This window comes from Jiella endophytica, from assembly GCF_004519335.1.
Lineage (GTDB): Bacteria > Pseudomonadota > Alphaproteobacteria > Rhizobiales > Rhizobiaceae > Jiella > Jiella endophytica.
On the sequence record NZ_SOZD01000002.1, the window covers coordinates 759,685 to 782,037 of the forward strand.

A 22,353-nucleotide genomic window follows, 5' to 3' on the forward strand; every position below is an offset into this window, starting at 1 on the left:
ACCGGCGGGAAATCGGCGAACGCGGTCGCAATGCCGTCAAGGTCTTTGTGCAACACGCCGAAGAGACTTGCAAATTGCGGCGGCTTCGCTTCACCTCGCGACGACATGGGCACCCGCCGCCCGCTCGCGGCACGCTGCCCCGTTCCCTGCGCGCTGCAGGGGCACACGGACCGGCGATGCCGGATGAAAGGATCGACCGTGACGCTTTCGCGCCTCTTCAAAACCCTCTCGGTCTCGGCCCTGATCGCGCTGACGAGCGCCGGCACGACGCTGGCCGCCGGAAACGACACCGAGAAGCCGCAGCGGGCGGCCATCCCGTCCGCCGGCTCGCTGTCTGGCGCCTATCTCGCGGCCAAGACCGCTCAGGCGAGCGGCGACCTGAAGACCGCGACCGACTTCTACAGCCAGGCCCTGTCGATCGATCCGACGTCCGAGACGCTGCAGCAGGACGCGATGTTCGCCTATCTCGCCGACGGCCGCTTCGCCGACGGCGTCGACATCGCCGCCAAGCTGCGTGACGACGCGACGGTCGCGAAGGTCGCGCGGATCACCCTCGGTGTCGACGCGCTGCGCAAGGGCGATTTCGACGCCGCGACCGCCGAATTCGACATCGTCAATCCGAGCGATCTCGACGCGCTGCTGCTTGCCCATCTCACCGCCTGGGCCGAGGTCGGCGCCGGGCGTGTCGACGAGGGCCTGTCGCGGATCGACCAGACCAAGGGCGCGCCCTGGTACCAGATCTTCAACGCCTATCAGAAGGGCCTGCTCGCCGCGGTCAGCGACCGGCCGGACGTCGCGCGCGGTGCTTTCGAGAGCGTCGTCAAGGACCAGACGCTCGCCCGCACCTCCCCCGACGCCTTTCTCGGCTCGGCCGACGCGCTGGCAAGGGTCGAGGCCCGCCAGGGCAACAAGGACGCCGCGCTGAAGGCGGTCGATGCCGGCCTCGCCGTCGCGCCGAATTACACGCCGCTGCAGTTCCTGCGCGACAGGATCGATCGCGGCGAGACCATCGAGCCGGCGGTCGCCTCGGTGCAGGAGGGCGCCGCCGAGACGCTCTACGTCCTCGGCCAGGCGATCAACCGCGGCGACGGCCGCGACGTCGCGCTCCTCTACTTCCAGCTCGCCCGCGCGCTCTCGCCCCGCAGCCCGGCGCTCCTGACCGCGCTCGCCGGCATCGCCGAACAGGCCGAGCAGCTCGATCTCGCCATTTCCTACTATCGCGAAGTGCCGGAGAACTCCGCCTTCCGCCGCACCGCCGACCTGCAGATCGGCCTCGACCTTTGGTATGCGGAAAAGAAGGACGAATCGAAGAAGCATCTCGAGCGGGCCGTCCGCGACTATCCCGACGACGTGCGCGCCTATACCGCGCTCGCCGACGTGCTGTCGGCCGACAAGCAATATGCCGAGGCCGCCGACGCGCTGAACAAGGCGATCGAACTCGCCAAGGCCGACGATGCCGAAAAGTGGAATCTCTACTACCAGCGCGGCATCGCCTATGAACGCCAGAAGATGTGGGACAAGGCAGAGCCGGACTTCAAGAAGGCCCTCGAACTGTCGCCCGAACAGCCGCAGGTGCTGAACTATCTCGGCTATTCCTGGGTCGACATGAACCGGCATCTCGACGAAGGCCTCGACATGATCAAGCGGGCGGTCGACCTGCGGCCGAATGACGGCTACATCATCGACAGCCTCGGCTGGGCGCTCTACCGCCTCGGCCGCTACGACGACGCCGTCGAGCAGCTCGAGCGGGCGGTGCTGATCACGCCGATGGACCCCACCATCAACGACCATCTCGGCGACGCCTACTGGCATGTCGGGCGCCGGCGCGAGGCGAAGTTCCAGTGGGAGCGCGCCCTCGTCGGCAAGCCGGAGGCCGATCCCGAGCAGCGCGAGAAGATCCAGGCGAAGCTCAAGGACGGCCTCGACGACGCCTCCGCCGCGACCATCAAGGCCGAGGCCGACGGCGAGACGGCGACGCCCCCGGCAGCGCCGGCGGAAAAGACCCCCGACGCACCGCTGACCCCCGACGAAGACACCCCGGGCGAAGACATGCCGGCAGCAAGCCCGGACGCTGCGCCCGCGACGACGAACTGACGGCCGCGGGATCCTGCAGGGCGCGGGGCGCGGCACCGCCCCCAGCATGGATGGCGAAGGGGGAGCGCCGGTCGCATGGATGAGGTGATCGTTCCGGCGAGCGCGCGCTTTGCCCCCGCCAAAGTCAATCTCGCGCTGCATGTCGTCGGACGGCGCGACGACGGCTACCATCTCCTCGAAAGCCTCGTCACCTTCGACCAAGCCGCCGGGGACATGGTCGCTGCCGCGCCCCGCGCCGACCTGTCCGGTCTTGCCGCCGGTGACCTCTCCGATCGGCTGACCATCGACGGCCGGTTCGCCGCGGGCCTGCCGACGGGCCCTGCCAATATCCTCGTCCAGGCGGCGGCGCTTGCCCGAAAGGAGTTCCGCCGCTTTGGCCTCGATCTGCCGCCGCTCGACATCCGTCTGACGAAGACGCTGCCGGTCGCCGCCGGCATCGGCGGCGGCTCGGCGGACGCGGCCGCCCTTCTGACGCTCCTCTGCCAGGACATCCCGGGCGAGGCGCGCAACGCCGTCTTCGAGGCCGCGATCAGGCTCGGCGCCGACGTGCCGATGTGCCTCGACGGCCGGCCGGCGCTGGTTTCCGGCATCGGCGAGACGATCCGGCCGCTTGCGGGCCTGCCGGAGCTTCCCCTGCTTTTGGTCAATCCCGGCATCGCGGTCGAGACGGCGACCGTCTTCCGCATGCTCGCCCGCAGAGACAACCCGCCGATGCCGGAATTTCCGAGCCCCGGCCTTGCGAGCATCGACGATCTCGTCGCCTATCTTGCCGAGACGCGTAACGACCTTGCCCTTGCGGCCGGCTCGCTGGCGCCCGAAATCGAGGACGTGCGGGGCCGGTTGCTGGCCGCAGGCGCGTTGTTTGCCCGGATGTCCGGCTCGGGCGCGACGGTCTACGGGCTGTTTGCCGATCGAGAAACATGCGCTGCCGCAGCCCGGATGATCGCCGGCGAGCGGCCCGGCTGGTGGCTGTCGCTCGCGCAAGCGGATGCCGAGAAGGGAACGACGCCATGAGCGAACGGGAATTCGTGCCGCTGAAGATCGCCGTCCTGACGGTCTCCGACAGCCGCAGCCTCGCCGAGGACCGCTCCGGCGAAACCCTCGTCGGCCGGCTGACCGAGGCCGGCCACCAGCTTGCCTACCGGCGCATCGTCACCGACGACGTCGCCGCCATCCGCGAGGTCGTCGCCGCCTGGTGCGCCGATCCCGGCGTCGATGTGGTGATCACCACCGGCGGCACCGGCTTTACCGGCCGCGACGTGACGCCCGAAGCGCTGGAGCCGCTGTTCGAGAAGCGGATGGACGGGTTTTCGGCGATCTTCCACCGGATCTCCTTCGAAAAGATCGGCGTCTCGACCATCCAGTCCCGGGCGACCGGCGGGGTGATCGACGCGACCTTCGTCTTCGTCCTGCCCGGCTCCCCCGGTGCCTGCCGCGACGGCTGGGACCACATCCTCAAGGACCAACTGGACTACCGGCACCGGCCCTGCAATTTCGTCGAGATCATGCCCCGTCTCGACGAGCATCTGCGCCGCGGCGCCGGCCGCGGCGCCTGATCCGGGAAGATCGGCCTCCATTCACTGACAGCCGAGCCGTCATGCGACGGATCGTTGGGGCCCCGCGATCTGTACCATCCCCAGCCGTCATGATATCTGCTTCCATCAAAGGTTGACGATTGTTTCGGCACGGGCAAGGGCGGCGCGATGCAGCAGGCAGTCACCTCGGCGAGCGCTTTCAGCAAGGATACCACCCTGGCGAAAGGGCGCGGACGACAGCGCTCAGGCGCGCCGTCGCGCTCTTGGCTCGCGACTGCGCTCGCTGCAGTTCTCGGTCTGTCGGCGGTGTCTGCGGGTCTTGCGCAGGACGCCGATGGCAAGGCGGCAAGGCCCGGCGATGGCCCCGACGCTGCCGGGCTCAGCCTCGAGCTCAACAACGCCGTCGACGAGGCGGGTGTCTGCCGCCTTTCCTATGTGGTGGTGAACCGCACCGGCGAGCCGCTCGAAAAGATCTCCTACGACGTCGTCGTCTTCGATCAGGACCAACGGGTCTCGCGATTCCTGGTGCTGCAGTTCGGGCAGCTGCCCGCCGGCAAGACCAAGGTCGTGCAGTTCGACCTCGCCGACCAGCCCTGCTCCGGCATCTCGCGCATCCTCGTCAACGACGTCTCGGAATGCCAGACGGCGAGCGGCACCGCGTCGATCTGCATGGACGCGCTGCGCCCGGCCTCGCGCACCGACATCGTCTTCGACACCTGACGGAGAAACCGCCATGTGGGAGTTCGCCGCCAGCCAGCTTCGATCGAGCGCCGGGCCGGTGCTGGTCGTCCTCCTCGCCCTGTCCATCGCCGGCCTCGCCGTCGCCATCGTCAAGGCGATGGAATTTCGTGCGGCGGGTGTCGGCCGGGCGAGGCGGGACGGGAGCGGCGGGAACGGCCCGCTCATCGAAGGATCGCTGCGCTCGAAGGTCCAGGCCGCCGCCATCGAGGCCCTCGGCAGCGGGCGCGGCGGGGCGGAAGCCCGCGAGCGGGCGGCAGCGCTCGCCGAGGAAGCGGCGATCGACGGCCTTGCCGGCCTGTCGCGCCACCTCGCCTTTCTCGACGCGATCGTCCAGGCGGCACCGATGCTGGGCCTTCTCGGCACGGTCTTCGGCATGATCGAGGTGTTCTTCACCATGTCGGGAACGCAAGGGGCGATCGATCCGGCGCTGCTCTCCGGCGGCATCTTCGCTGCGCTGATCACCACCGCCGCCGGCCTCGTCGTCGCAATCCCCTTCTTCTTCGCCGCCGCCTTTTTCGATGCGGCGCTCGCCGCCGAGACGCGGGCGATCGAGGGGCTCATCCTCAGGACCGTCCACGGGGCGCCGCTGCGCCGCTCCGAGGTCACGCCGCGGATCCGGGCGAGCGACGGCACTCCCGATGGCGCAACGGCAGGTCTCCTCGACCAGGCCCTCGCGCGGCCGCGCTGAGCCATGATGCGGGCGGCGGCGAGACGGCGGCGGCGCTTCATGCTGACCCCGCTCGTCGACGTGATCTTTCTCCTCGTCATCTTCTTTGCCCTGTCCTCGCGGATCGCGCCCTTCGTCCTGGTCCCGGTCAGCGAAAGCGCCGAGGCCGATACATCCGAGGCCGATGCGTCCGAGGCTAAGTCGCCGGACAACACCGCCGCGGCGCCGACGACGCTCGTCCTCTCCCGCGGCCATGTGAGAACCGGGGGGCGCATCATCTCGCTGGACGTGCTCGCCGCGGAGGCGGCGCTCTGGCCGAGGCAGGAGGCGGAACCGGTCCTGCTGGTCACCAGCCGCAGTGCGCTGACCGAGGACGTCGCGCAGGCGCTCACCGCGCTGAGGCAGGCGAGAATCGGCCATGTTCGGCTCGTCGCCCGGCCACCCACTGACGCAGCTGGGGAATTTCGGCCGTGATCCGCCGGCCGGCAGGGCGGCTTTCGCAGCCCCGACGCCCGCGCACCGACCCTGCGATGCCGACGATCAACGTCGTCTTCCTGCTTCTCCTGTTCTTTCTCCTGGTCGGCACTCTGGCGGCGCCGGAGGAATCCGAGATCGACCCGGCAAGGGTCGCCGAGGCGGCCGGCGGGCGCCTTCCGCGCCCCTTGCTGACGATCGCCAGCGACGGGGCGATCGGCCTCGATGGCCGGGCGCTCGCCCGCCGCGATCTCGCCGAGGCGGTCGGCGGCCTTCGCCGGCCGGAAAGTGCGGGCGCGCCGACGCTCTATGTGCTCGCAGCGCGGGACCTGCCCGCGGAGAGGCTGGTGGCGCTTCTCGCCGAAGCCTCGGCAGCCGGGGCACGCACGACTCTCGTCGCAATGACCGGCGAGGCGGGAAGGGCCCCGCGGTGAGCGGCGGCAGGCTCTGGGTGGGAGCAGGCGTCGCCTCGCTGGCGCTTCACGCGGGCCTCGGCGCGCTGGTGCTGTCGATACTGCCCGCGCCGACGGAGACCGCGCCGGAGGAGACCACCGTCACCGTCGAGCAGGTCGCGCTGGAGACGCCGCGCGCCGTCGCCGTTCCTGCAACGGCACCGGAGCCGGCCTCAGCGGCCGACGCGAATCTCCAACCGGCAGAGGCCGCGATCGTCAAACCAGCCGCCGCGACGCCGGAAGCGCTCGCAGCGGCAGAGTCGGCCAAAACCGTTGCCGGACGGGTGACGCCGGCGGATGCCATCGTGGCAAGTCAGGTCGCCGCGCTCGAGGCGGTGTCGCCGGTCATCGCCACCCGCCAGGAGGCCGCGCAGCCGCCAGCAAAACCGGATCCGGCTGCTCTTTCTGCCGTGCAGCCTGTGCAGGCAAGGCGCGAGCAGCCTGACCTGCCGCAAAGGCCAGCCGGGCGCCTTGCCGCCGTTGCCGAAGCCGCCGTTCCGGCGCGGCCGGAGCCGAAACCCGCCACGGCGGTCCGCCCGGAAATCGCGGTGGCCGAGCCGGCGACGGACCGCAAGGCTCCAACGGCGGCACCAGCGCGGCTCGCCGCCCACAGCCCCGGCGCTTTTGCGGCGGCCTCCACCACGCCTGCGACGGCGCTTGCAGCGGCGTCCCCCTCTCCCGTCGTTGCCGCCGAGCTCACCGCGACGATCGCCCGCCCTGCCGAATCCCCGCAATCCGTCTTGTCGCAGACAGAAAGAGATCGCCTGCAACCACCGCCGCGAATCCGGCAGGACACGGGCCGCGCAGCCAAAACAGCGTCAGTTCAAACCGGCTCGCAAACGCTTGCGCCCCTCAGTCTGAACAAGCCCGAACCTGCTCCGGTGGCGGGCTCACCGGCATTGCGGCAACCAATTCCCGACCCCGCCCAGGTCGACCGGATCGCGGCCGTCACGGCTCGTCCGAGCGATGCCGCAATCGTCGAACGTTCCGCCATCGAGGCCACGGCTGTCGCGGGCAACGCCGTCGACGGCGCTGCCTGGTCGGATCGCCGCGAGTTCCTGTCGACAGCCGTCCGAAACGAGGGAGGGCCGACGCAGGGCGCCGCTGCAGTGGCTCCGCAAGCCGGCCGGCGGCCGCAGGCGGCGATAGCGGCCGTCGAGACCGCCGAGAGACCCGAAATTCCGGCCGCTGCCGCACCCGCTCGCGCCGCACTCCGCGTGGTGCCCGAAGAGCCGGCGGCGCTCGCCCCCGTCAGCGCAAATGTCGCTCCTGCCGGCCGAGGTGACGCGGCGCCCCCATCGTCCCAGGACATCGCCATTGCGGCAGTCGCGCCGCGCCGCGCCGAGGCGCTGGTCGGCACCGAGACGGAGCCAGCTTCCGCCGCCGGCCCAGCGCCCGGGGGACGCCGGCAGACGCTGGCCGAAATCGTCGCGGACTATCCCGGCGGCGAGTGTTTCGCCGCTCTCACCCCCCGGAGCGAAGCGCCAGGGATCGTCCGCGTCACCGCACTGTCCGACCGGCCGGGCGAACTCGACGACTTCGCCGAGGCGCTGTCGCTCGAGACCCCGCAGCCGAGCTATCGCCGCATCGAGATCGACGGAGGAAGGGTCGGGCGGGCGCAATGCCGGGCGCTTGCCTTTCTGAAGGATCTTCCCGGCTATCCGGATTTTTCGCTGCGGCTCAGCCTCGACCGGCGACGGGTGGCGAGCGGCGAGACGCTGTCCGGCAGCATCGAGGGTCTCGCCCCGGACGAGACGCTCGATCTGCTTCTCGTCGACGACGAGGGCCTCGTGCAGTCGCTCTCCGGCTTTCTGAACCGGGACGGCGCGGGCGCGCGGTTCGCCGTGCCGGTCAGCCTGTCCGGCTCCGCGGTCGAGACGGCGCAGCTCGTCGTCGCCCTGTCGCTGCCAAAGGCGCTGATCCACGCCGAGGATACCGAAGGCGAGCCGGCCGGGGCGTTCTTCGAGGCCCTCGCCTCAGCGCTGTCGAAGAACGGCCTTCCCGGCAAATTCGCCGTCGACCATTTCGTCATCCGCGAGCGCCGATAGAGCGCCATGCGTCCGAATGGACGCAGAATGGACGCTCCAACTTATTGAATCACCGCATCGTGCTTTCCGAAAATCGATTCCGGGCCAATGCTGTCGCGGTCAGGCGGCGGCGGGCCGTCCTGGTTTTCGCTCCGGGCTCGAAGATTGCGCTGTCCTCAGTGGCGCGAGGGCTTGTCGCCGGCAACACGGCCCGGCCGTCCGAGCATGCCGCCGAGCCCGCCGACCACCATTCCGAGGAGCAGCGCGACGAAGGCGGCCAGCGATGCCCGCGCCAGAGCCGATGCGGCGGCGCTGCGCTGCGCCTCCATCTCCGACTTTGCCTTGGCGGTGCGCTCGCCGAAGGCTGAAAAGCGGCGCTCGGCCTCGGCACGGTCGACGCCGGCGGCACGGGCGATCGCCTCCACCGCGGCACCGCGCATCGCTTCATCGTCCTTTGCCGCAAGGGCCGCGGCGACTTCCGCCCGCACCGCCTGGCGATCGGTCGCCGAGACCGAAGACTGCGCAGCCGCCCCCGCCTGAGGAGCCGGCTCTGCGCCATCGCCTGAGGCACTCGCCGGCGCCGGCGCGAACAGCAGTTCGGCGCTCGCATCGAGGGCATCGGTCATCGCCGCCGGACGCGCCGTCAGCGCCTCGGCGCTGGCCGTCAGATCGTCAATCGACTGGCCGAGAACGCCGAACGCACCGCCGACGAGGCTCGCCGCGCCGCTGGTCAGGAGATAGAGCGCGAGGAGGCCGGTCACCGCCCAGGTGACGACGCCATGCAGCATGCCGTCGATCCGCGACGGGATGCCGGAGAAGCGGGCCGCCGCATAGGCTCCGGCAAAGACGCCGATCAACACGATCAAAACCGCCCAGAGGCCTGCCAGCGAGACGATCCCGCCTGCGCCGGAGCCGGTCGAGGTGAGCCCCACGCCGAGCCCGAAAAGGCCCAGCATGAACTGCAGCATCAGCGCAAGGATCGCCCCGGCAAGGATGCCGCCCCAGGAGATCCGCCTGAGAGTCGCCGTCGGCGCCAGCGCGCGGTCCGGCCTCAGCTCGGTCATCCGCGTCTCCCCGTAGCGCTTCTCGCGTCCGATGCCCGAAAGATCAGCGATGCCCGCCTCCCGTTGTTGATTGGTCGCCGCAACGGCGATGTCCAGATGTCAGCAAATTGCGAAAAATGAGGATGCCGATGCGCCGGGCTCTGCAATCTGCGATTGGCAGACGCGTTGCCTTCGCGCGATCTGGCATTAATCTTCCTTAGCGTCATCTGACGATGATCTCCAGCGTCGAATCGTCGGTCCGCCCGGCAAGTCCGCCGAAAAATGCAGCGATCATCGCGGCAATAAGCGCGACGAAGGCGGCAAAGCAGCCGCCGGCGACGGCCCCGGAACTGGCCGCCACGGCGCGGCGCTGGCTGCGCAGCGCGCGGTCGTTGGCGATCTGCCAGTCGGTCAGCCGGCGCTCGGCGACCGATCGGGTGAGCCCGGTGGCCGTAACGATGGCATCGACCGCCCTTGACTCAGCGTCTCGGCCGGCGGTCTCGGCGATGCCGGCAAGGATCGCGGCGAGCGCGGCCTGGGTGGTCGTCTCCCCGCCTCGCCCGGCAATGGAGGCGGTTGTCCGGCTGCTGTCCAGAAGACCGAGCACCTCGCCATGCAGCGCGGCGAGCGCGACATTGCCGTCGTGCCGACCGTCCTTGTCGGCTGCCGCGAGAGCCGCCACGGCGCCGCCGACGGGGCCGAGCCCCCGGTCGACGAGCGCCGGCGGATCCTGCGTCAGGGCGATGATGGCGACGAGAAGCGCCGTCGAAAAGGTCAAAAGCCCGTAGAAACCAGCCTCCCGGCGCCGGCGCGCCCCGGCGAAACGCGCTGCGGTAAAGCCGCCGGCGGCAAGCGAAAGCACCGCGCCCGCAACGACGAAAAGGCCGGACGGCGAGGCGAGATGAGCCGCTCCCTCGAGCGCGGCCGTATCGAAGAGGCCGTCGAGGATGCCGAAGCCGGCGAGCGAGGCCATGAACTCGGTGACGACGGCGACGAGGGTTCCGGCGGCGATCGCCTCCCAGGCGACATCGCGCGGCAGACCGACGCCCTCGACACTCACTCTTCGCCTGAACGCCACCTCGAACCCGCAGCTTTCGTGAAAACCGCTCCGTTGCTAGCGACTTGCCGGCAAAAAGGCCAGTGCCGGGTGATTTGCCTGTTGAAAGTCGGCCTTGCTGACCGTTACTTTCCATCTCGACAAGAACCAGGCGATCTGCTACCGGAACGCTTCTTGCGAGGGCCGGCGCCCCGCGAGAGGTTAACGGCTGTCGGAACCCCGCTTACCAAGCGCTACGAACGGAACACCCGGTGCAGGTACTCGTCCGCGACAACAATGTCGATCAGGCGCTTCGCGCGCTGAAGAAGAAGATGCAGCGCGAAGGCATCTTTCGCGAAATGAAGATGCGCAATTTCTACGAAAAACCGTCGGAAAAGCGCGCCCGCGAAAAGGCCGAGGCCGTGCGTCGCGCCCGCAAGCTCGCCCGAAAGCGCGCCCAGCGCGAGGGCCTCGCCGGCGGCGGCCGCGCTCACTGATCCGGCCAGGCTGGGGGCTCGCCATGCCGGGCCTCTCGGAAAAGTCGCAGCGGACGGACGTCGCGGGGTCCCGCCGCTGCGTCGTCCGCGGACCGTCCCCTCGGCCGAACGCTCCAATTGCCGCAACCGCGCGGCCATTTGTCTGGAGCGATTTCAAAATTTGGCCGTTTGTGCGAGACAGAGACCGGTGAAACGAATTTGACGTCGCGTCGGTTTATACCGGCCGGCGTCGGATCTGACGAACGCCAGCCGATCTCACTCGAAACAGCCGGACGAACCATCACCGACATGCCGATCACCGATCGCTTCCCGACAGCCGCCATCCTGCCGCCCCGCGCCATCTCCCCTGCCGCGAGAAGAAGCGCGCTCGCCGTGCTGGTCTCGACGATGACGGCGATCGCCGGATGCCAGACCGGCTCGGACGTCGCTGCGATCCAGGCGATCTCGCTCGACAAGAACCAGGGTACCGAGCAGAACATCTCCTCGCTGACCGCCACGGTGAACGCCAATCCCTCCGATCCCGAGGGCTACAACGTCCGGGGCACGGCCTATGGCCGAGCCGGCGAATACGAAAACGCGCTGGCGGATTTCGGCCGGGCGATCCAGCTCGACCCGAACTTCTACCAGGCCTATGCCAACCGCGCCCTGATCTATCGCCAGATCAGCGATCCGGGCAAGGCGGCCGCCGACTACAACAAGGCGATCCAGATCAATCCGCGCTACGCCTCGGCCTATATCGGCCTCGGCAACGTCTATCGGGTCGCCGGGCGCAACCGCGAGGCGCTCGACTATTTCCAGAAGGCGATCGACATCGGCACGTCCGACCCGCGCGCCTATCACAATCGCGGCCTGCTCTATCAGATCGACGGCCAGCACAAGCTGGCGATCGAGGACTTCTCGCGGGCGATCTCGCTGCAGCCGAACGCTGCCGAGCCCTATTCGGCGCGCGGCGTCTCCTATCTAGCCACCGGCGACGACGACAACGCCTTCGAGGACTTCAACACCGCACTGCGCCTCGACGACACCAAGGCCGAATACTGGACCAACCAGGCGCTGGCCTATGAGCGCAAGGGCGAGAAGAGCAGAGCCTTCCGCTCCTATGCGAGGGCGGCGCAGCTCAATCCGAAATACCAGCCGGCCAAGGACGGCATGACCCGCACCCGCGGCTGATCGCCCGACAGGGGCGTCCCGCCGTCGCTTTGCCGTACTCTCCGTCCTCAAATCGAGCCGGACGGTGTAGCGGCGCTCCGTCGCATCGATGCCCGTGCACGATTCTTCCCCGCCAAGCAGCCTCGCCGCAAATTTGTTCCCCTCGATGGTCGCACAAGGCAATCGCCGGCGGTGATCCTGCGACCAATCCGGCCTATCTAGAACGTCACCAATCTGGCCGGCGTCCCGCTCGATCGCGAAAGGGCCCGGCACCTGACAGACGGAGATGGACGATGGCGAAGGACCACCGGGCAGGATCGAAGGTTCGCGGCGACAAGCTGCCGGCGATCCTGATGGCGAACCTTCTCCTCGAGGGCGACACCGTCTTCCTGACAGACTCCGGCTGGACGCTCGATCCGTCGGCGGCAAAGATCGCCCACGATGCCGAGACGGCCGCCGCGATGGAGGCCGAGGGCAAGGCCGCAGCTGCGGCGAATGTCGTCGTCGACCCCTATCTCGTGCCGGTGGATCTCACGGAGGGCGGCCACGCGATCGCCCGGCACTTCCGCGATGCGATGCGCCAGAAGGGACCGTCGATCCATCCCGACATGGGCAAGCAGGCGGAATTCCCGCCGCTCGACTGAAAACCGCCATCCGCAGCCGCGCGGCAAAGATCTGCTGCGGCGACGACGCCGATTACCGAAGGACCGATCATGTACCGCTACGACGAATTCGACGAACGCTTCGTGCGCGAACGCGTCGCCCAGTTCCGCGGCCAGGTGGAGCGCCGGCTCGACGGCTCGCTCACCGAGGACGAATTCAAGCCGCTGCGCCTGAAGAACGGCCTCTATCTGCAGCTTCATGCTTACATGCTGCGGATCGCCGTGCCCTATGGCACGCTGAATTCACGGCAGCTGCGCCAGCTCGCCCATATCGCCGAGACCTACGACAAGGGCTACGGCCACTTCACCACGCGCCAGAACCTGCAGTTCAACTGGCCGAAGCTGAAGGACGTGCCGGATATTCTCGACCTCCTCGCCGACGTCGAGATGCACTGCATCCAGACCTCCGGCAACTGCATCCGTAACGTCACCAGCGACCAGTTCGCCGGCGTTGCCAGGGACGAAGTCGAGGATCCGCGGCCGACGGCGGAGCTTCTGCGCCAGTGGTCGAGCCTCCATCCGGAATTCGTCTGGCTGCCGAGAAAGTTCAAGATCGCCGTCACCGGTGCCGAACACGACCGCGCGGCGATCAAGGTCCACGACATCGGGCTGAAGCTGAAGACCGACGATACCGGCGAAGTCGGCTACGAGGTCATCGTCGGCGGCGGCCTCGGCCGCACCCCGATGATCGGCAAGGTGATCCGCGAATTCCTGCCGAAGGACGAGCTCCTCGCCTATCTCGAGGCGGTGATGCGCGTCTATAATTCGGAAGGCCGGCGCGACAACAAGTACAAGGCGCGAGTGAAGATCCTCGTCCACGAGACCGGCGAGGACGAGTTCCGCGCCCGGGTGGAAGAGGAATATTCCAAACTCGACGGGCCGACGATCAACGCACCGGAAGAGGAAGTCGAGCGGATCGCCGCCTACTTCGCCTCGCCGGCCTATGAGACGCTGCCAGAGGTGTCGGAAGCGCTCGATGACGCGCGTGCGCGGGACGGCGCGCTCGACCGCTTCGTCGAGCAGAACGGCTTTACCCACAAGCAGCCCGGCTACATCGCGCTGACCATCGCGCTGAAGGAAATCGGCGCGGTGCCGGGCGACATGAGCGCCGACCAGATGCGCGCCTTTGCCGACATCGCCGAGCGCTATTCCTTCGACGAGTTCCGCGTCACCCATTCGCAGAACCTCGTCCTGCCGCATGTGAAGAAGGACGACGTGCCGGCGGTCTTCGCGGCGCTGAAGGCCGTGGGTCTCGCCTCGGCCAATGCCGGGCTGATCACCGACATCATCGCCTGCCCGGGCCTCGACTACTGCGCGCTGGCGACGGCGAAGTCGATCCCGATCGCCCAGGACATCGCCAAGACCTTCGCCGACGAGGCGCGCCAGAAGGCGATCGGCCCGCTGCCGATCAAGATCTCCGGCTGCATCAACGCCTGCGGCCACCACCATGTCGGCGCCATCGGCATTCTCGGACTCGAGAAGGGTGGTCGGGAGAACTACCAGATCACCGTCGGCGGGGACGCTTCCGAGCATGCGGCGCTGGGCGAGCGGCTCGGCCCCGGCATCGACGCCGAGGACGTGCCGGCGGCGATCGAGGCCATCGTCGCGACCTATCTCGGCGAGAAGCGCGGCGAGGAGACCTTCATCGAGACCGTCCGGCGCACCGGGCCCGAGCCCTTCAAGGCGGGCTTCACTGCCTTCATCGAGGCCCGCGCGGCGGCGAGCGAGGCAGCGGAATAATGACGCTCATCACCGAACAGGGCGCGATCGAGGATCGCTTTTTTCGCGCCGACACGATCGAGGCGGCGCTTTCGGCCAACGGGCCGGTGCTTGTCCCGCTGGCACTGGCTGCGGATTTCGTCGAGGCAAAGCCCGGCACCGAATTCGGCGTCTCGGTGCCGGGCTCGACGCCGATCGACGAGGTCGCGCCGCATCTTGGTAGAGCTTCGCTCATCTCCGTCGAATTCCCGGCCTTTTCCGACGGCCGGGGGCTGTCGCTGGCGAAGAAGATCCTGCGGCAGGGGTTTTCCGGAACGCTGAGGGCCTCGGGACCGCTCATCGCCGACCAGTTTCTCGATGCCATCGGCTGCGGCTTCACCGAGGTCGAACTGCCGGAGACCATGGCGAACCGCCAGCCGTTCCAGCAGTGGATGGCGGCGAAGGAAACCATGACCGACCACTACCAGTCGGGCTACGGGCCCGGCCCGAGCATCCTTCAGAAGCGCCTCGCGGCGCGAAAAGGAGCATGACCATGATCCAGGATCCGAAACTCCTCGCCGACACGCTGAACGCCGAATTCGGCGCGATGACCCCGCTCGATCGGCTGAAGAGCCTGCGCGAAAAGGTCAAGGGCCGGATCGTCTTCACGACGAGCCTCGGCCTCGAGGACCAGATGCTGACCCATCTGATCTTTGCCAACAATCTGAAGATCGACGTGGTGACGCTCGATACCGGCCGCCTCTTCCCCGAGACCTACGACGTCTGGCGGGAGACCGAGGAGAAATACGGCAAGCGCATCCATGCCAAATATCCGCAGGCCGAGGCGCTGGAGAATCTCATCGAGGAGCAGGGCATCGACGGATTCTATTATGCCAAGGAGTTCCGGCTGAACTGCTGCGGCGTGCGCAAGATCGAGCCGCTCGGCCGGGCGCTGGAAGGTGCCACCGCCTGGGTGACCGGGCTTCGCGGCGACCAGTCGCAGAACCGGCTCGGCATGGCGTTTGCGAGCTACGAGACGCAGAAGAAGCTGATCAAGGCGAATCCGCTGCTCGATCTTTCCCGCGAGCGGATCGCGCATTTCTGCGACGACCACGGCGTGCCGATCAACGCGCTGCACGCCAAGGGATTTCTCTCCATCGGCTGCGCCCCCTGCACGCGGGCGATCCAGCCGGGTGAGCCTGAACGCGCCGGCCGCTGGTGGTGGGAGGACGACACCAAGCGCGAATGCGGCCTGCACGTGCCGGACAAGACCACGGTCAGCGAGGGCGCGGGCATCTAGATCGACGCCGCGTCATCCTCGGGCTTGTCCCGAGGATCTACCGGGCCGTCCGCTGCAGAAGCGTTGGCGGATGGCCGAGCGCCGACGGTCGGCCCTTCGATAGAAAGGCAATAGATCCTCGGGACGAGCCCGAGGACGACGACATCGATGCCGGCGCCGCTCCCGTCGACGCTGTGACTGGTTGGAAGGCGTCCATTCTGCGTGAGGGACGACGCCTGCGCACGAACGAAAAAGGCTTCCCGATGAAGCACATGACCCATCTGCAGCGGCTCGAGGCCGAGTCGATCTTCATCATCCGCGAGGCGGCGGCGAGCGCCGAGAACCCGGTGATGCTCTATTCGATCGGCAAGGATTCGGCGGTGATGCTGCATCTCGCCCTGAAGGCCTTCCTGCCCGGCAAGCCGCCCTTCCCGCTGCTGCATGTCGACACCACCTGGAAATTCCGGGAGATGATCGAGTTCCGTGACCGCCGCGCCAAGGAGCTCGGCCTTGATCTCATCGTCCATACCAACCAGGAAGGCTTGCGAGCGGGCGTCAATCCCTTCGCCTCGGGCAGCCGCGTCCACACCGACGTGATGAAGACCGAGGCGCTGAAGCAGGCGCTCGACAAGTACCGGTTCGACATGGCGTTCGGCGGCGCAAGGCGCGACGAGGAGAAGAGCCGCGCCAAGGAGCGGGTGTTCTCGCTGCGGACGCCCGAGCACCGATGGGACGCCAAGAACCAGCGGCCGGAGCCCTGGCGGTTGTTCAACACCCGCAAGCGCAAGGGCGAGAGCTTCCGCGTCTTCCCGCTGTCGAACTGGACCGAGCAGGATGTCTGGGACTACATCGCGATCGAGAACATCCCGGTCGTGCCGCTCTATTTCGCCGCGCCGCGCCCGATCGTGAAGCGCGACGGTGCGCTCATCATGCGCGACGACGACCGCATGGAGCTGCGGCCCGGCGAGAGCATCGAGACAATGATGGTGCGCTTCCGCACCCTCGGCTGCTACCCGCTGACCGGCGCCGTTGAATCCTCCGCCGCCTCGATCGAGGACATCATCGCCGAAATGCGCTCCTCGCGCGTTTCCGAGCGTCAGGGCCGGGTGATCGACCAGGATTCCGGCGCATCGATGGAAGAAAAGAAGCAGGAAGGCTACTTCTGATGACGAATTCCCTTCAGGCTCGCCGCCTTCCCGACGAAGCCGACGAGGCGCAGGGCTCGACGCCCGCCGCCATCGAGGACGAGACCTTCGCCGGCCCTGCGCCGGACGAGGGAGCCGACATCGGCATCGTCGATCCGCAGGCGGCCATGCAGCCGCTCGTCTCGCCGGCGGCATCGCTGCTGCGCTTTATCACCTGCGGCTCGGTGGACGACGGCAAGTCGACGCTGATCGGTCGTCTGCTGTTCGAGACCAACTCGGTCTTCGACGATCAGATGGAGGCGCTGAAGCGCGACTCGAAGAAGTTCGGCACCACCGGCGAGGATCTCGACTTCGCGCTTCTCGTCGACGGGCTTTCGGCCGAGCGCGAGCAGGGCATCACCATCGACGTCGCCTATCGCTATTTCTCGACCGCGTCGCGCGCCTTCATCATCGCCGACACGCCAGGCCACGAGCAGTACACCCGCAACATGGCAACCGGCGCCTCCCAGGCCGAACTCGCCATCATCCTTGTCGATGCGAGGAAGGGCATCCTGCCGCAGACGCGGCGGCACTCCTTCATCACCTCGCTGGTCGGCATCAAGTCGGTGATCGTCGCGGTCAACAAGATGGACCTCGTCGATTACAGCCAGGAGCGTTTCGAGGAGATCCGCCGCGGCTATGAGGCGCTGCTGCCGGCGCTCGGCTTTTCCGACGTCACCTTCGTGCCGGTTTCGGCCAAGGCCGGCGACAACATCGTCACCCGCTCGCCGAAGACGCCCTGGTACGAGGGCGAGACGCTGCTGCAGCGCCTCGAATCGGTCGAGCCGGAAACCTTCGACGCGGGCGCCGAGCCGTTCCGCATGCCGGTGCAATGGGTCAACCGGCCCAATCTCGACTTTCGCGGCTTTTCCGGCTCGATCGTCGGCGGCCGGATCGCCAAGGGCGACGCCATCGTCGCGCTGCCGTCCGGCGGTCGCTCGAGCGTCAAGGGCGTCTTCGGACCGAATGGCGAGGTGACACGCGCCGAGGCCGGCGAAGCGGTCACCATCACGCTTGCCGACGAGATCGACATTTCGCGCGGCGACGTCCTCACCGCGGCGAATGCGCCGGCCGGTGTCTCGCGGCAGTTTTCCGGCGACCTCCTCTGGATGGCGAACCGCCCGCTGGTGACCGGCGGCCGGCTGATCCTGAAGATCGGCAGCACCCAGATCCCGGCGAGCCTTTCGGCCCTCGATGGGGCGATCGACATTCATTCCTATGAGGCGAAGCCCGCCGACGCTTTGTCGATGAACGAGATCGGCCGGGTGCGGCTCACCGCCGAGCGACCGGTGGTCGCGCTTCCCTATGCCGAGAACCGCGAACTCGGCGCCTTCATCCTGATCGATCCGGTTTCGAATGAGACCGTGGCACTCGGCGTCGTGCGAGAGGTCGGCGAAGGCGATACTGGCGGGAGCGAGACCTCAGCCGACAAGCGCACCGGGTTCGCCCGTCTCACGGGTCTCTGGCTCGGCGAGGCGGCCCGCGGCGACGCGGCTCACCGGCGGGCGAAGATCCGGGCGCGGATCGCCGGCTCCGTGCTTGTCGGCTTCCTGGCTCTGCTCTTCCAGATGCCGCTTGGCCTGGTGCCGGTTCTTGCGCTCGCGGACTTCCTCCTGCGGCCGTTCCTCGCCGTCGCCTTCGGCGCCGACCAGCTGCCGGAGGGGCGGAGCGTCGATCCGAGCGTCGTCGACGATGGCGGCGGCATATGACGGCCTGCTGCTACGAGACCGCGGGCGAGCGGCGCTGCGACGAAGAAAGCCAGGCATTCCGGCCGATCGGCGGCGAGCGGCGACGCTACCGCCCGCCAATGCCGGTGATCGAGCTCCTGCAGCTTGCTGCCGCGGTCGCCGTCTGCGGCGCGGTGATCGGCGGATTCTTCGGCTGAGGCGCGGCCGTCGAGAGACATCGACAGCCGAGCGCGGGGGCCGGCCGCGGTCCCATCATTGCCCGCTTGGCTTTGGCCGGTGGCCGATCAGGCCTAGTTTCGCCCGATGATCGACATCGTCCTCGTCGGCGGCGGCCATGCCCATCTCTTCGTGCTCGAGGCCTTCGCAAGGGCGCCTCTCGAGGGCGTACGCCTCACCTTGATCGCGAAAGAGGCGTTCGCACCCTATTCGGGCATGCTGCCGGGACGGGTGTCCGGCCAGTACCCCCTCGATGCCGGCGAGATCGACCTCAGGCGACTCGCGGCTAAGGCCGGCGCGCGCTTCCTGCACGCCCCAGCGAGTGCGATCGATCGCACCCACCGCAGGATCCTCATCGACGGCCATTCGCCGGTCTCCTACGATCTCCTTTCCCTCGACGTCGGTATCGTTCCGGACGTTGCGTCGATCGCCGGAGCGGCGACTAACGCCCTCGTCGTCAAGCCGATCTCGACGTTCCGAGAGCGGCTCGAAGGATTGCTTGCGGATATTGGCGAGGGACGCTGCCGCAATCTCGCGGTCGTCGGCGGCGGCCCGGCGGGCTTCGAGCTCGCCCATGCGCTCCGCCGGCGGACCAAGGCTCCTGCGGGCGAAGATTCCGGCCAAGCGAGCGTATCCCTGATCGCCGGGGGCGAACTGCTCTCCGGCCTGCCGGAGCGCGGCCGGCAGTTGGCCCGGCGTTCGCTGGAACGATCAAAGATCGCGCTGGTCGAGTCCGCACGGGTCGTCCGGATCGATCCCGATACCGTCATCCTCGACGATGGCCGGTCGCTGCCCGCCGATGCCGCGCTCGTCGCGACGGCGGCGGCCGCACCGCCCATTCTCGAACGTTCGGGTCTTGCCTGCGACAGGAGGGGTTTCGTCCGGCTGCGCGAGACTTTGCAGGCCGAGGATGACGACCGGATCTTCGCTGCAGGCGATTGCGGCTCACTGATCGGCCAGGAACGGCCGAAGGCCGGCGTCTTCGCGGTGCGTCAGGGACCCGTGCTCGCCGAAAATCTCCGCCGCGCGGCGCTCGGCCGGCCGCTCGTCAGGTACCAGGCCCAGCAAGCCTATCTGATGCTGCTCGCCCTTTCCAACGGCGAGGCGATCGCGGCGAGAGGCCGCCTGGCGCTGCAGTCGCACCTCGCCTTCCGGCTGAAGGATCGGATCGACCGCGGCTTCGTCGCAAGGTTCGGCGGCGGCTGAGAGCCGCCGGCCCTGCTCACTATTTGCTCAGGCGGTCGGCCGCGACGCTGACTGTGCTCACCGTACTGAGGGCCGGCGAGACGACACCGCTCAGGGCATCGAAGACCTGCTTCACCGGCACATAAGGGGCGGTCGCGACATAGATCATGTCGCCGGAATGGATGCGGAAGTCCTGGGCGTAGATCAGCCCGGACGGCTCGCGCAGATTGAACCGGTAGATCACCGGCACGTCGCCGGACAGCCGCGTCGCGCCCGGCTCGCCCGGCGCGGTCCGCTCGAAGGCGGCGCCCTCGTAGCGCGCCAGCATCTCCGGCCCCGGCTCGCGGCGAAGCACGAAGACGCCCATCGGATTGGCAAGGGTCGGGTTGAGGCCGCCGACCTGCGCCAGCGCCTCGGCCAGCGACATCTGGTAGCCCTGCAGCGGCAGCTGATTGTTGCTGCCGGTCGCGCCCAGCGCCACATAGGTGCGCGGCTGGCGGGTCAAAAGCACGACGTCGCCGGGGCGGACATAGACGTCTTCTTCCGGGTTGTTGACGAGTTCGGAGAACGGCATCTGCACCGTCCTGCCCGAGCGGGTCAGCGACACCGCGGTCTCGTAGATCGGCGTCCTCGGGCCGCCGACACGGGCGATCAGGTCGAGCAGCTTCAGCCCCGAGGTCGGGATCGGCACCGAGGCGCCGGCCACCGCGTCGCCGGTCACCGTCACCGCGGTGGAATTGCCCTGCGCCACGGAAACTACCGCCTGGGGCTCGATGGCGCGGTCACGGAGGGCGGCGACGATGCGCTTTTCCACCGTCGAGGCGGTCGACCCGGCGACCTGCACCCGGCCGGCATAGGGAATGGTGATCGAGCCGTCGCGGGCCACCTGCTGCTGCGGCAGCGCCACCGAGGAGGAGCCCTGGCCGCCGGCATTGAGCGAGGAGAACAGGCCGCCGACGCCGGCCTCGAACAGCGTCACCTGAACAACGTCGCCAACGCCGATGCCGGTGTCGGAGGGCAGCGAGCGGCTGGCGATGGCGCGGAAGGTCGGCCGCGGCTCTTCCTGCTGATAGGCGAGCACGGTCGGATCGACGGGGACGAGGAGATAACCGTCGCGCCACTGGACGGCGGTCTCGTCGACATTGCCGACGAAGGCGCCGGCGGTCGGTCCGGCGGCCGGCAAGGCGGCGCAGCCGGACAGAAGCCCGGCCATCAGCGCCGACAAGGCGACGCCGGCAACCCGCCGGCGCTGCGGCTCTTTGCGCGAAGACCCGCTGCAAGCCACCGCCGTCCCGCAGGTCTCGCCTCGAACTCGCTGGGTCCCCGCCATAGACTGATACTCCATGCTGATCCTTCCGGTCCCGGCAGGTGCCGGGGCCAGCGCCCGCATTCCACCCACCCGGTCTCCACAGGGCGTGGAGATCGCAACAGGCGTCTCGCCGGAGGCCGCCGCCATCCGCCCGCTCCCTGAACCGGTCAGAAAGCAGAGGGCGCGGCGCCGCCAGCGAAGCGGGCACATGCCGCATCTTCTGCCACACTGACGAGCCACGAGGGTAAACAGAGCGAACATTCCGGCCCCCTGCGGTCAGAATTCCGCTGCGGATGTTGGGTTTTTGCCACAGCTGCGGCGGGCTTCGATCGGCGGCCTGCCCATCACAAAAACGGCACAAGCCTTGCGTATCCGCCCCCGTGTAAGATGGTCTCGACAGGCACCTGTCGCGCAGCGCTTGCCGAAACCGGCCCGAAACCGGTATCGGAGGACATCGCGTACCGCCCCGGCCTCGTTGGCTTGCGTGGTGTTCCGCAGGGTGCATTGGCGCGACGGGAAGCTTCGAGGTGCATGCCGATGGCAATTGCGACGGGTCGAGACGAGCGAATGCGGCAAGCACTTGGGCTGAGCCGGCGTCGCCCTGATATCCGGACGCTCTATGCCCGCTTCATCACCCAGTGGCGGGTGATCCGGGCGCTGATGATCCGCGACATGATGAGCCGCTATGGCCGCGAAAATATCGGATTTCTCTGGCTGATCGGCGAGCCGGTGCTGCTGATCGGAGGCATCATTGTCCTCTGGTCGATCATGAAGGGCTCTTCGACCCACGGCATTTCGGTGGTGACCTACGCCCTGACCGGCTATTCGATGCTGACACTCTGGCGGCATCTCGCCGGACACGGCAAGTCGCTGTTGCGGGGCAATACGGGACTATTGTTTCACCAGAACGTCCGGGTGATCGATACCATCATCGCCCATGTCCTGATGGAGTCAATCGGAACTTTCATCTCCTTTCTCTTCTGCTATACGCTTCTTTATCTCCTCGGTTACATCGAGACAGTGTATGATCCGCTGCTCATGGTGATCGCCTGGGTGCTGATGACGCTGTTCGGCGGCGGTTTTTCGATGGTTCTCGGAGCGTTATGCGAATATTCGCGACCGATCGAACGGATGGTCCCGCCGCTGATGTATTTCAGCCTGCCGGTGACCGGCGCCTTCACGCTGGTCGCCTGGCTTCCGGATCAGGCGCGCGAGATCATCCTGCTGTTTCCGATGGCGCACTGTTTCGAAATGTTCCGGGCAGGTTTCATCGGCCCCCGCCTGACCTTCTATTACGACACGGGCTATCTTCTCTTCTGGGTGGTCGTGTTCTGCTCCGCCGGCCTCGTCATGGTGAAACAGGCCGAGCGCCACATGCATGTCGGTTAGGATGACGATGTCCTCCTTGCTCAAGCGC

The 22,353-nt window shown here is 68.0% G+C and carries 22 protein-coding genes; 19 read left to right on the plus strand and 3 right to left on the minus strand.

Annotated features, from left to right (window positions below):
* The first annotated feature begins 183 nt into the window (after window positions 1-183).
* The 8 genes from E3C22_RS08575 to E3C22_RS08610 all read left to right on the plus strand — a co-directional run bounded on the left by E3C22_RS08575 (window position 184) and on the right by E3C22_RS08610 (window position 8,011).
* Window positions 184-2,094: a tetratricopeptide repeat protein gene (locus E3C22_RS08575; protein ID WP_245514853.1), complete on the plus strand. Its 1,911-nt coding sequence runs from the start codon at window positions 184-186 to the stop codon at window positions 2,092-2,094.
* A gap of 75 nt (window positions 2,095-2,169) precedes the next feature.
* The gene (locus E3C22_RS08580; protein ID WP_134761571.1) at window positions 2,170-3,108 is read left to right on the plus strand and encodes a 4-(cytidine 5'-diphospho)-2-C-methyl-D-erythritol kinase; all 939 of its coding nucleotides are present in this window, start codon (window positions 2,170-2,172) and stop codon (window positions 3,106-3,108) included.
* Window positions 3,105-3,650, plus strand: coding sequence for a molybdenum cofactor biosynthesis protein B (gene moaB / locus E3C22_RS08585; protein WP_134761572.1), 546 nt, complete (start codon window positions 3,105-3,107; stop codon window positions 3,648-3,650). The genes E3C22_RS08580 and moaB overlap by 4 nt, the downstream gene beginning before the upstream one ends.
* 147 nt (window positions 3,651-3,797) lie before the next feature.
* On the plus strand, window positions 3,798-4,349 hold the full coding sequence (locus E3C22_RS08590; RefSeq protein ID WP_134761573.1) for a hypothetical protein: 552 nt from the start codon (window positions 3,798-3,800) through the stop codon (window positions 4,347-4,349).
* A 13-nt stretch (window positions 4,350-4,362) separates the two neighbouring features.
* Window positions 4,363-5,058 (plus strand): MotA/TolQ/ExbB proton channel family protein, encoded by a 696-nt coding sequence (locus E3C22_RS08595; protein ID WP_134761574.1) that lies wholly within the window; start codon window positions 4,363-4,365, stop codon window positions 5,056-5,058.
* Window positions 5,059-5,097: 39 nt separating this feature from the next.
* Entirely contained in the window at window positions 5,098-5,511 is a 414-nt protein-coding gene (locus E3C22_RS08600) for an ExbD/TolR family protein (protein ID WP_167591692.1), read from the plus strand.
* 56 nt (window positions 5,512-5,567) lie between these two features.
* The gene (locus E3C22_RS08605) at window positions 5,568-5,945 is read left to right on the plus strand and encodes a biopolymer transporter ExbD (RefSeq protein ID WP_134761576.1); all 378 of its coding nucleotides are present in this window, start codon (window positions 5,568-5,570) and stop codon (window positions 5,943-5,945) included.
* On the plus strand, window positions 5,942-8,011 hold the full coding sequence (locus E3C22_RS08610; protein WP_134761577.1) for a hypothetical protein: 2,070 nt from the start codon (window positions 5,942-5,944) through the stop codon (window positions 8,009-8,011). Before E3C22_RS08605 ends, E3C22_RS08610 begins: the two co-directional genes overlap by 4 nt.
* Before the next feature lie 155 nt (window positions 8,012-8,166).
* On the opposite strand, the gene E3C22_RS08615 is transcribed toward E3C22_RS08610, so the two are convergent.
* Both E3C22_RS08615 and E3C22_RS08620 read right to left on the minus strand, forming a co-directional pair.
* Entirely contained in the window at window positions 8,167-9,054 is an 888-nt protein-coding gene (locus E3C22_RS08615; protein WP_134761578.1) for a hypothetical protein, read from the minus strand.
* A 202-nt stretch (window positions 9,055-9,256) separates the two neighbouring features.
* Window positions 9,257-10,093 (minus strand): hypothetical protein, encoded by an 837-nt coding sequence (locus E3C22_RS08620; RefSeq protein ID WP_134761579.1) that lies wholly within the window; start codon window positions 10,091-10,093, stop codon window positions 9,257-9,259.
* Window positions 10,094-10,341: 248 nt separating this feature from the next.
* Between E3C22_RS08620 and rpsU the strand changes: the two genes are divergently transcribed.
* The 10 genes from rpsU to E3C22_RS08670 all read left to right on the plus strand — a co-directional run bounded on the left by rpsU (window position 10,342) and on the right by E3C22_RS08670 (window position 19,648).
* Window positions 10,342-10,566: a 30S ribosomal protein S21 gene (rpsU, locus tag E3C22_RS08625; RefSeq protein ID WP_134761580.1), complete on the plus strand. Its 225-nt coding sequence runs from the start codon at window positions 10,342-10,344 to the stop codon at window positions 10,564-10,566.
* A gap of 288 nt (window positions 10,567-10,854) precedes the next feature.
* Window positions 10,855-11,736 (plus strand): tetratricopeptide repeat protein, encoded by an 882-nt coding sequence (locus tag E3C22_RS08630; RefSeq protein WP_425364960.1) that lies wholly within the window; start codon window positions 10,855-10,857, stop codon window positions 11,734-11,736.
* Window positions 11,737-12,008: 272 nt separating this feature from the next.
* Window positions 12,009-12,359: a DUF2849 domain-containing protein gene (locus E3C22_RS08635; RefSeq protein WP_134761581.1), complete on the plus strand. Its 351-nt coding sequence runs from the start codon at window positions 12,009-12,011 to the stop codon at window positions 12,357-12,359.
* Window positions 12,360-12,428: 69 nt separating this feature from the next.
* Complete coding sequence (locus E3C22_RS08640; protein WP_134761582.1) at window positions 12,429-14,117, plus strand: nitrite/sulfite reductase; 1,689 nt, start codon at window positions 12,429-12,431, stop codon at window positions 14,115-14,117.
* A complete protein-coding gene (locus E3C22_RS08645) occupies window positions 14,117-14,626 on the plus strand; it encodes a DUF934 domain-containing protein (RefSeq protein WP_134761583.1) in 510 nt (169 codons plus the stop codon). Before E3C22_RS08640 ends, E3C22_RS08645 begins: the two co-directional genes overlap by 1 nt.
* Window positions 14,623-15,375, plus strand: coding sequence for a phosphoadenylyl-sulfate reductase (locus E3C22_RS08650; RefSeq protein WP_134761584.1), 753 nt, complete (start codon window positions 14,623-14,625; stop codon window positions 15,373-15,375). The genes E3C22_RS08645 and E3C22_RS08650 overlap by 4 nt, the downstream gene beginning before the upstream one ends.
* A 242-nt stretch (window positions 15,376-15,617) precedes the next feature.
* Window positions 15,618-16,520 (plus strand): sulfate adenylyltransferase subunit CysD, encoded by a 903-nt coding sequence (gene cysD / locus E3C22_RS08655; RefSeq protein ID WP_134761585.1) that lies wholly within the window; start codon window positions 15,618-15,620, stop codon window positions 16,518-16,520.
* A complete protein-coding gene (gene cysN, locus E3C22_RS08660) occupies window positions 16,520-18,247 on the plus strand; it encodes a sulfate adenylyltransferase subunit CysN (RefSeq protein WP_134761586.1) in 1,728 nt (575 codons plus the stop codon). The genes cysD and cysN overlap by 1 nt, the downstream gene beginning before the upstream one ends.
* The gene (locus E3C22_RS08665; protein ID WP_134761587.1) at window positions 18,244-18,423 is read left to right on the plus strand and encodes a hypothetical protein; all 180 of its coding nucleotides are present in this window, start codon (window positions 18,244-18,246) and stop codon (window positions 18,421-18,423) included. The genes cysN and E3C22_RS08665 overlap by 4 nt, the downstream gene beginning before the upstream one ends.
* A 106-nt stretch (window positions 18,424-18,529) precedes the next feature.
* Window positions 18,530-19,648 (plus strand): FAD-dependent oxidoreductase, encoded by a 1,119-nt coding sequence (locus E3C22_RS08670; RefSeq protein WP_134761588.1) that lies wholly within the window; start codon window positions 18,530-18,532, stop codon window positions 19,646-19,648.
* A gap of 19 nt (window positions 19,649-19,667) precedes the next feature.
* On the opposite strand, the gene E3C22_RS08675 is transcribed toward E3C22_RS08670, so the two are convergent.
* Window positions 19,668-20,972: a polysaccharide biosynthesis/export family protein gene (locus E3C22_RS08675; protein WP_167591693.1), complete on the minus strand. Its 1,305-nt coding sequence runs from the start codon at window positions 20,970-20,972 to the stop codon at window positions 19,668-19,670.
* Between the two features lie 531 nt (window positions 20,973-21,503).
* On the opposite strand from E3C22_RS08675, the gene E3C22_RS08680 reads away from it, so the two are divergent.
* The gene (locus E3C22_RS08680; RefSeq protein WP_167591694.1) at window positions 21,504-22,325 is read left to right on the plus strand and encodes an ABC transporter permease; all 822 of its coding nucleotides are present in this window, start codon (window positions 21,504-21,506) and stop codon (window positions 22,323-22,325) included.
* Window positions 22,326-22,353 lie beyond the last annotated feature (28 nt).

What these genes read in the sequence shown, in the direction of transcription:
- E3C22_RS08580 (WP_134761571.1), top strand. Translation starts at nt 2,170, where the DNA reads ATGGATGAGGTGATCGTTCCGGCGAGCGCGCGCTTTGCCCCCGCCAAA.
- E3C22_RS08605 (WP_134761576.1), top strand. Translation starts at nt 5,568, where the DNA reads ATGCCGACGATCAACGTCGTCTTCCTGCTTCTCCTGTTCTTTCTCCTG.
- E3C22_RS08640 (WP_134761582.1), top strand. Translation starts at nt 12,429, where the DNA reads ATGTACCGCTACGACGAATTCGACGAACGCTTCGTGCGCGAACGCGTC.
- E3C22_RS08575 (WP_245514853.1), top strand. Translation starts at nt 184, where the DNA reads ATGAAAGGATCGACCGTGACGCTTTCGCGCCTCTTCAAAACCCTCTCG.
- E3C22_RS08670 (WP_134761588.1), top strand. Translation starts at nt 18,530, where the DNA reads ATGATCGACATCGTCCTCGTCGGCGGCGGCCATGCCCATCTCTTCGTG.
- E3C22_RS08630 (WP_425364960.1), top strand. Translation starts at nt 10,855, where the DNA reads ATGCCGATCACCGATCGCTTCCCGACAGCCGCCATCCTGCCGCCCCGC.
- cysD (WP_134761585.1), top strand. Translation starts at nt 15,618, where the DNA reads ATGAAGCACATGACCCATCTGCAGCGGCTCGAGGCCGAGTCGATCTTC.
- E3C22_RS08680 (WP_167591694.1), top strand. Translation starts at nt 21,504, where the DNA reads ATGCGGCAAGCACTTGGGCTGAGCCGGCGTCGCCCTGATATCCGGACG.
- E3C22_RS08650 (WP_134761584.1), top strand. Translation starts at nt 14,623, where the DNA reads ATGACCATGATCCAGGATCCGAAACTCCTCGCCGACACGCTGAACGCC.
- E3C22_RS08635 (WP_134761581.1), top strand. Translation starts at nt 12,009, where the DNA reads ATGGCGAAGGACCACCGGGCAGGATCGAAGGTTCGCGGCGACAAGCTG.
- E3C22_RS08590 (WP_134761573.1), top strand. Translation starts at nt 3,798, where the DNA reads ATGCAGCAGGCAGTCACCTCGGCGAGCGCTTTCAGCAAGGATACCACC.
- moaB (WP_134761572.1), top strand. Translation starts at nt 3,105, where the DNA reads ATGAGCGAACGGGAATTCGTGCCGCTGAAGATCGCCGTCCTGACGGTC.
- cysN (WP_134761586.1), top strand. Translation starts at nt 16,520, where the DNA reads ATGACGAATTCCCTTCAGGCTCGCCGCCTTCCCGACGAAGCCGACGAG.
- E3C22_RS08615 (WP_134761578.1), bottom strand. Translation starts at nt 9,054, where the DNA reads ATGACCGAGCTGAGGCCGGACCGCGCGCTGGCGCCGACGGCGACTCTC.
- E3C22_RS08675 (WP_167591693.1), bottom strand. Translation starts at nt 20,972, where the DNA reads ATGGAGTATCAGTCTATGGCGGGGACCCAGCGAGTTCGAGGCGAGACC.
- E3C22_RS08665 (WP_134761587.1), top strand. Translation starts at nt 18,244, where the DNA reads ATGACGGCCTGCTGCTACGAGACCGCGGGCGAGCGGCGCTGCGACGAA.
- E3C22_RS08595 (WP_134761574.1), top strand. Translation starts at nt 4,363, where the DNA reads ATGTGGGAGTTCGCCGCCAGCCAGCTTCGATCGAGCGCCGGGCCGGTG.
- E3C22_RS08645 (WP_134761583.1), top strand. Translation starts at nt 14,117, where the DNA reads ATGACGCTCATCACCGAACAGGGCGCGATCGAGGATCGCTTTTTTCGC.
- E3C22_RS08600 (WP_167591692.1), top strand. Translation starts at nt 5,098, where the DNA reads ATGCTGACCCCGCTCGTCGACGTGATCTTTCTCCTCGTCATCTTCTTT.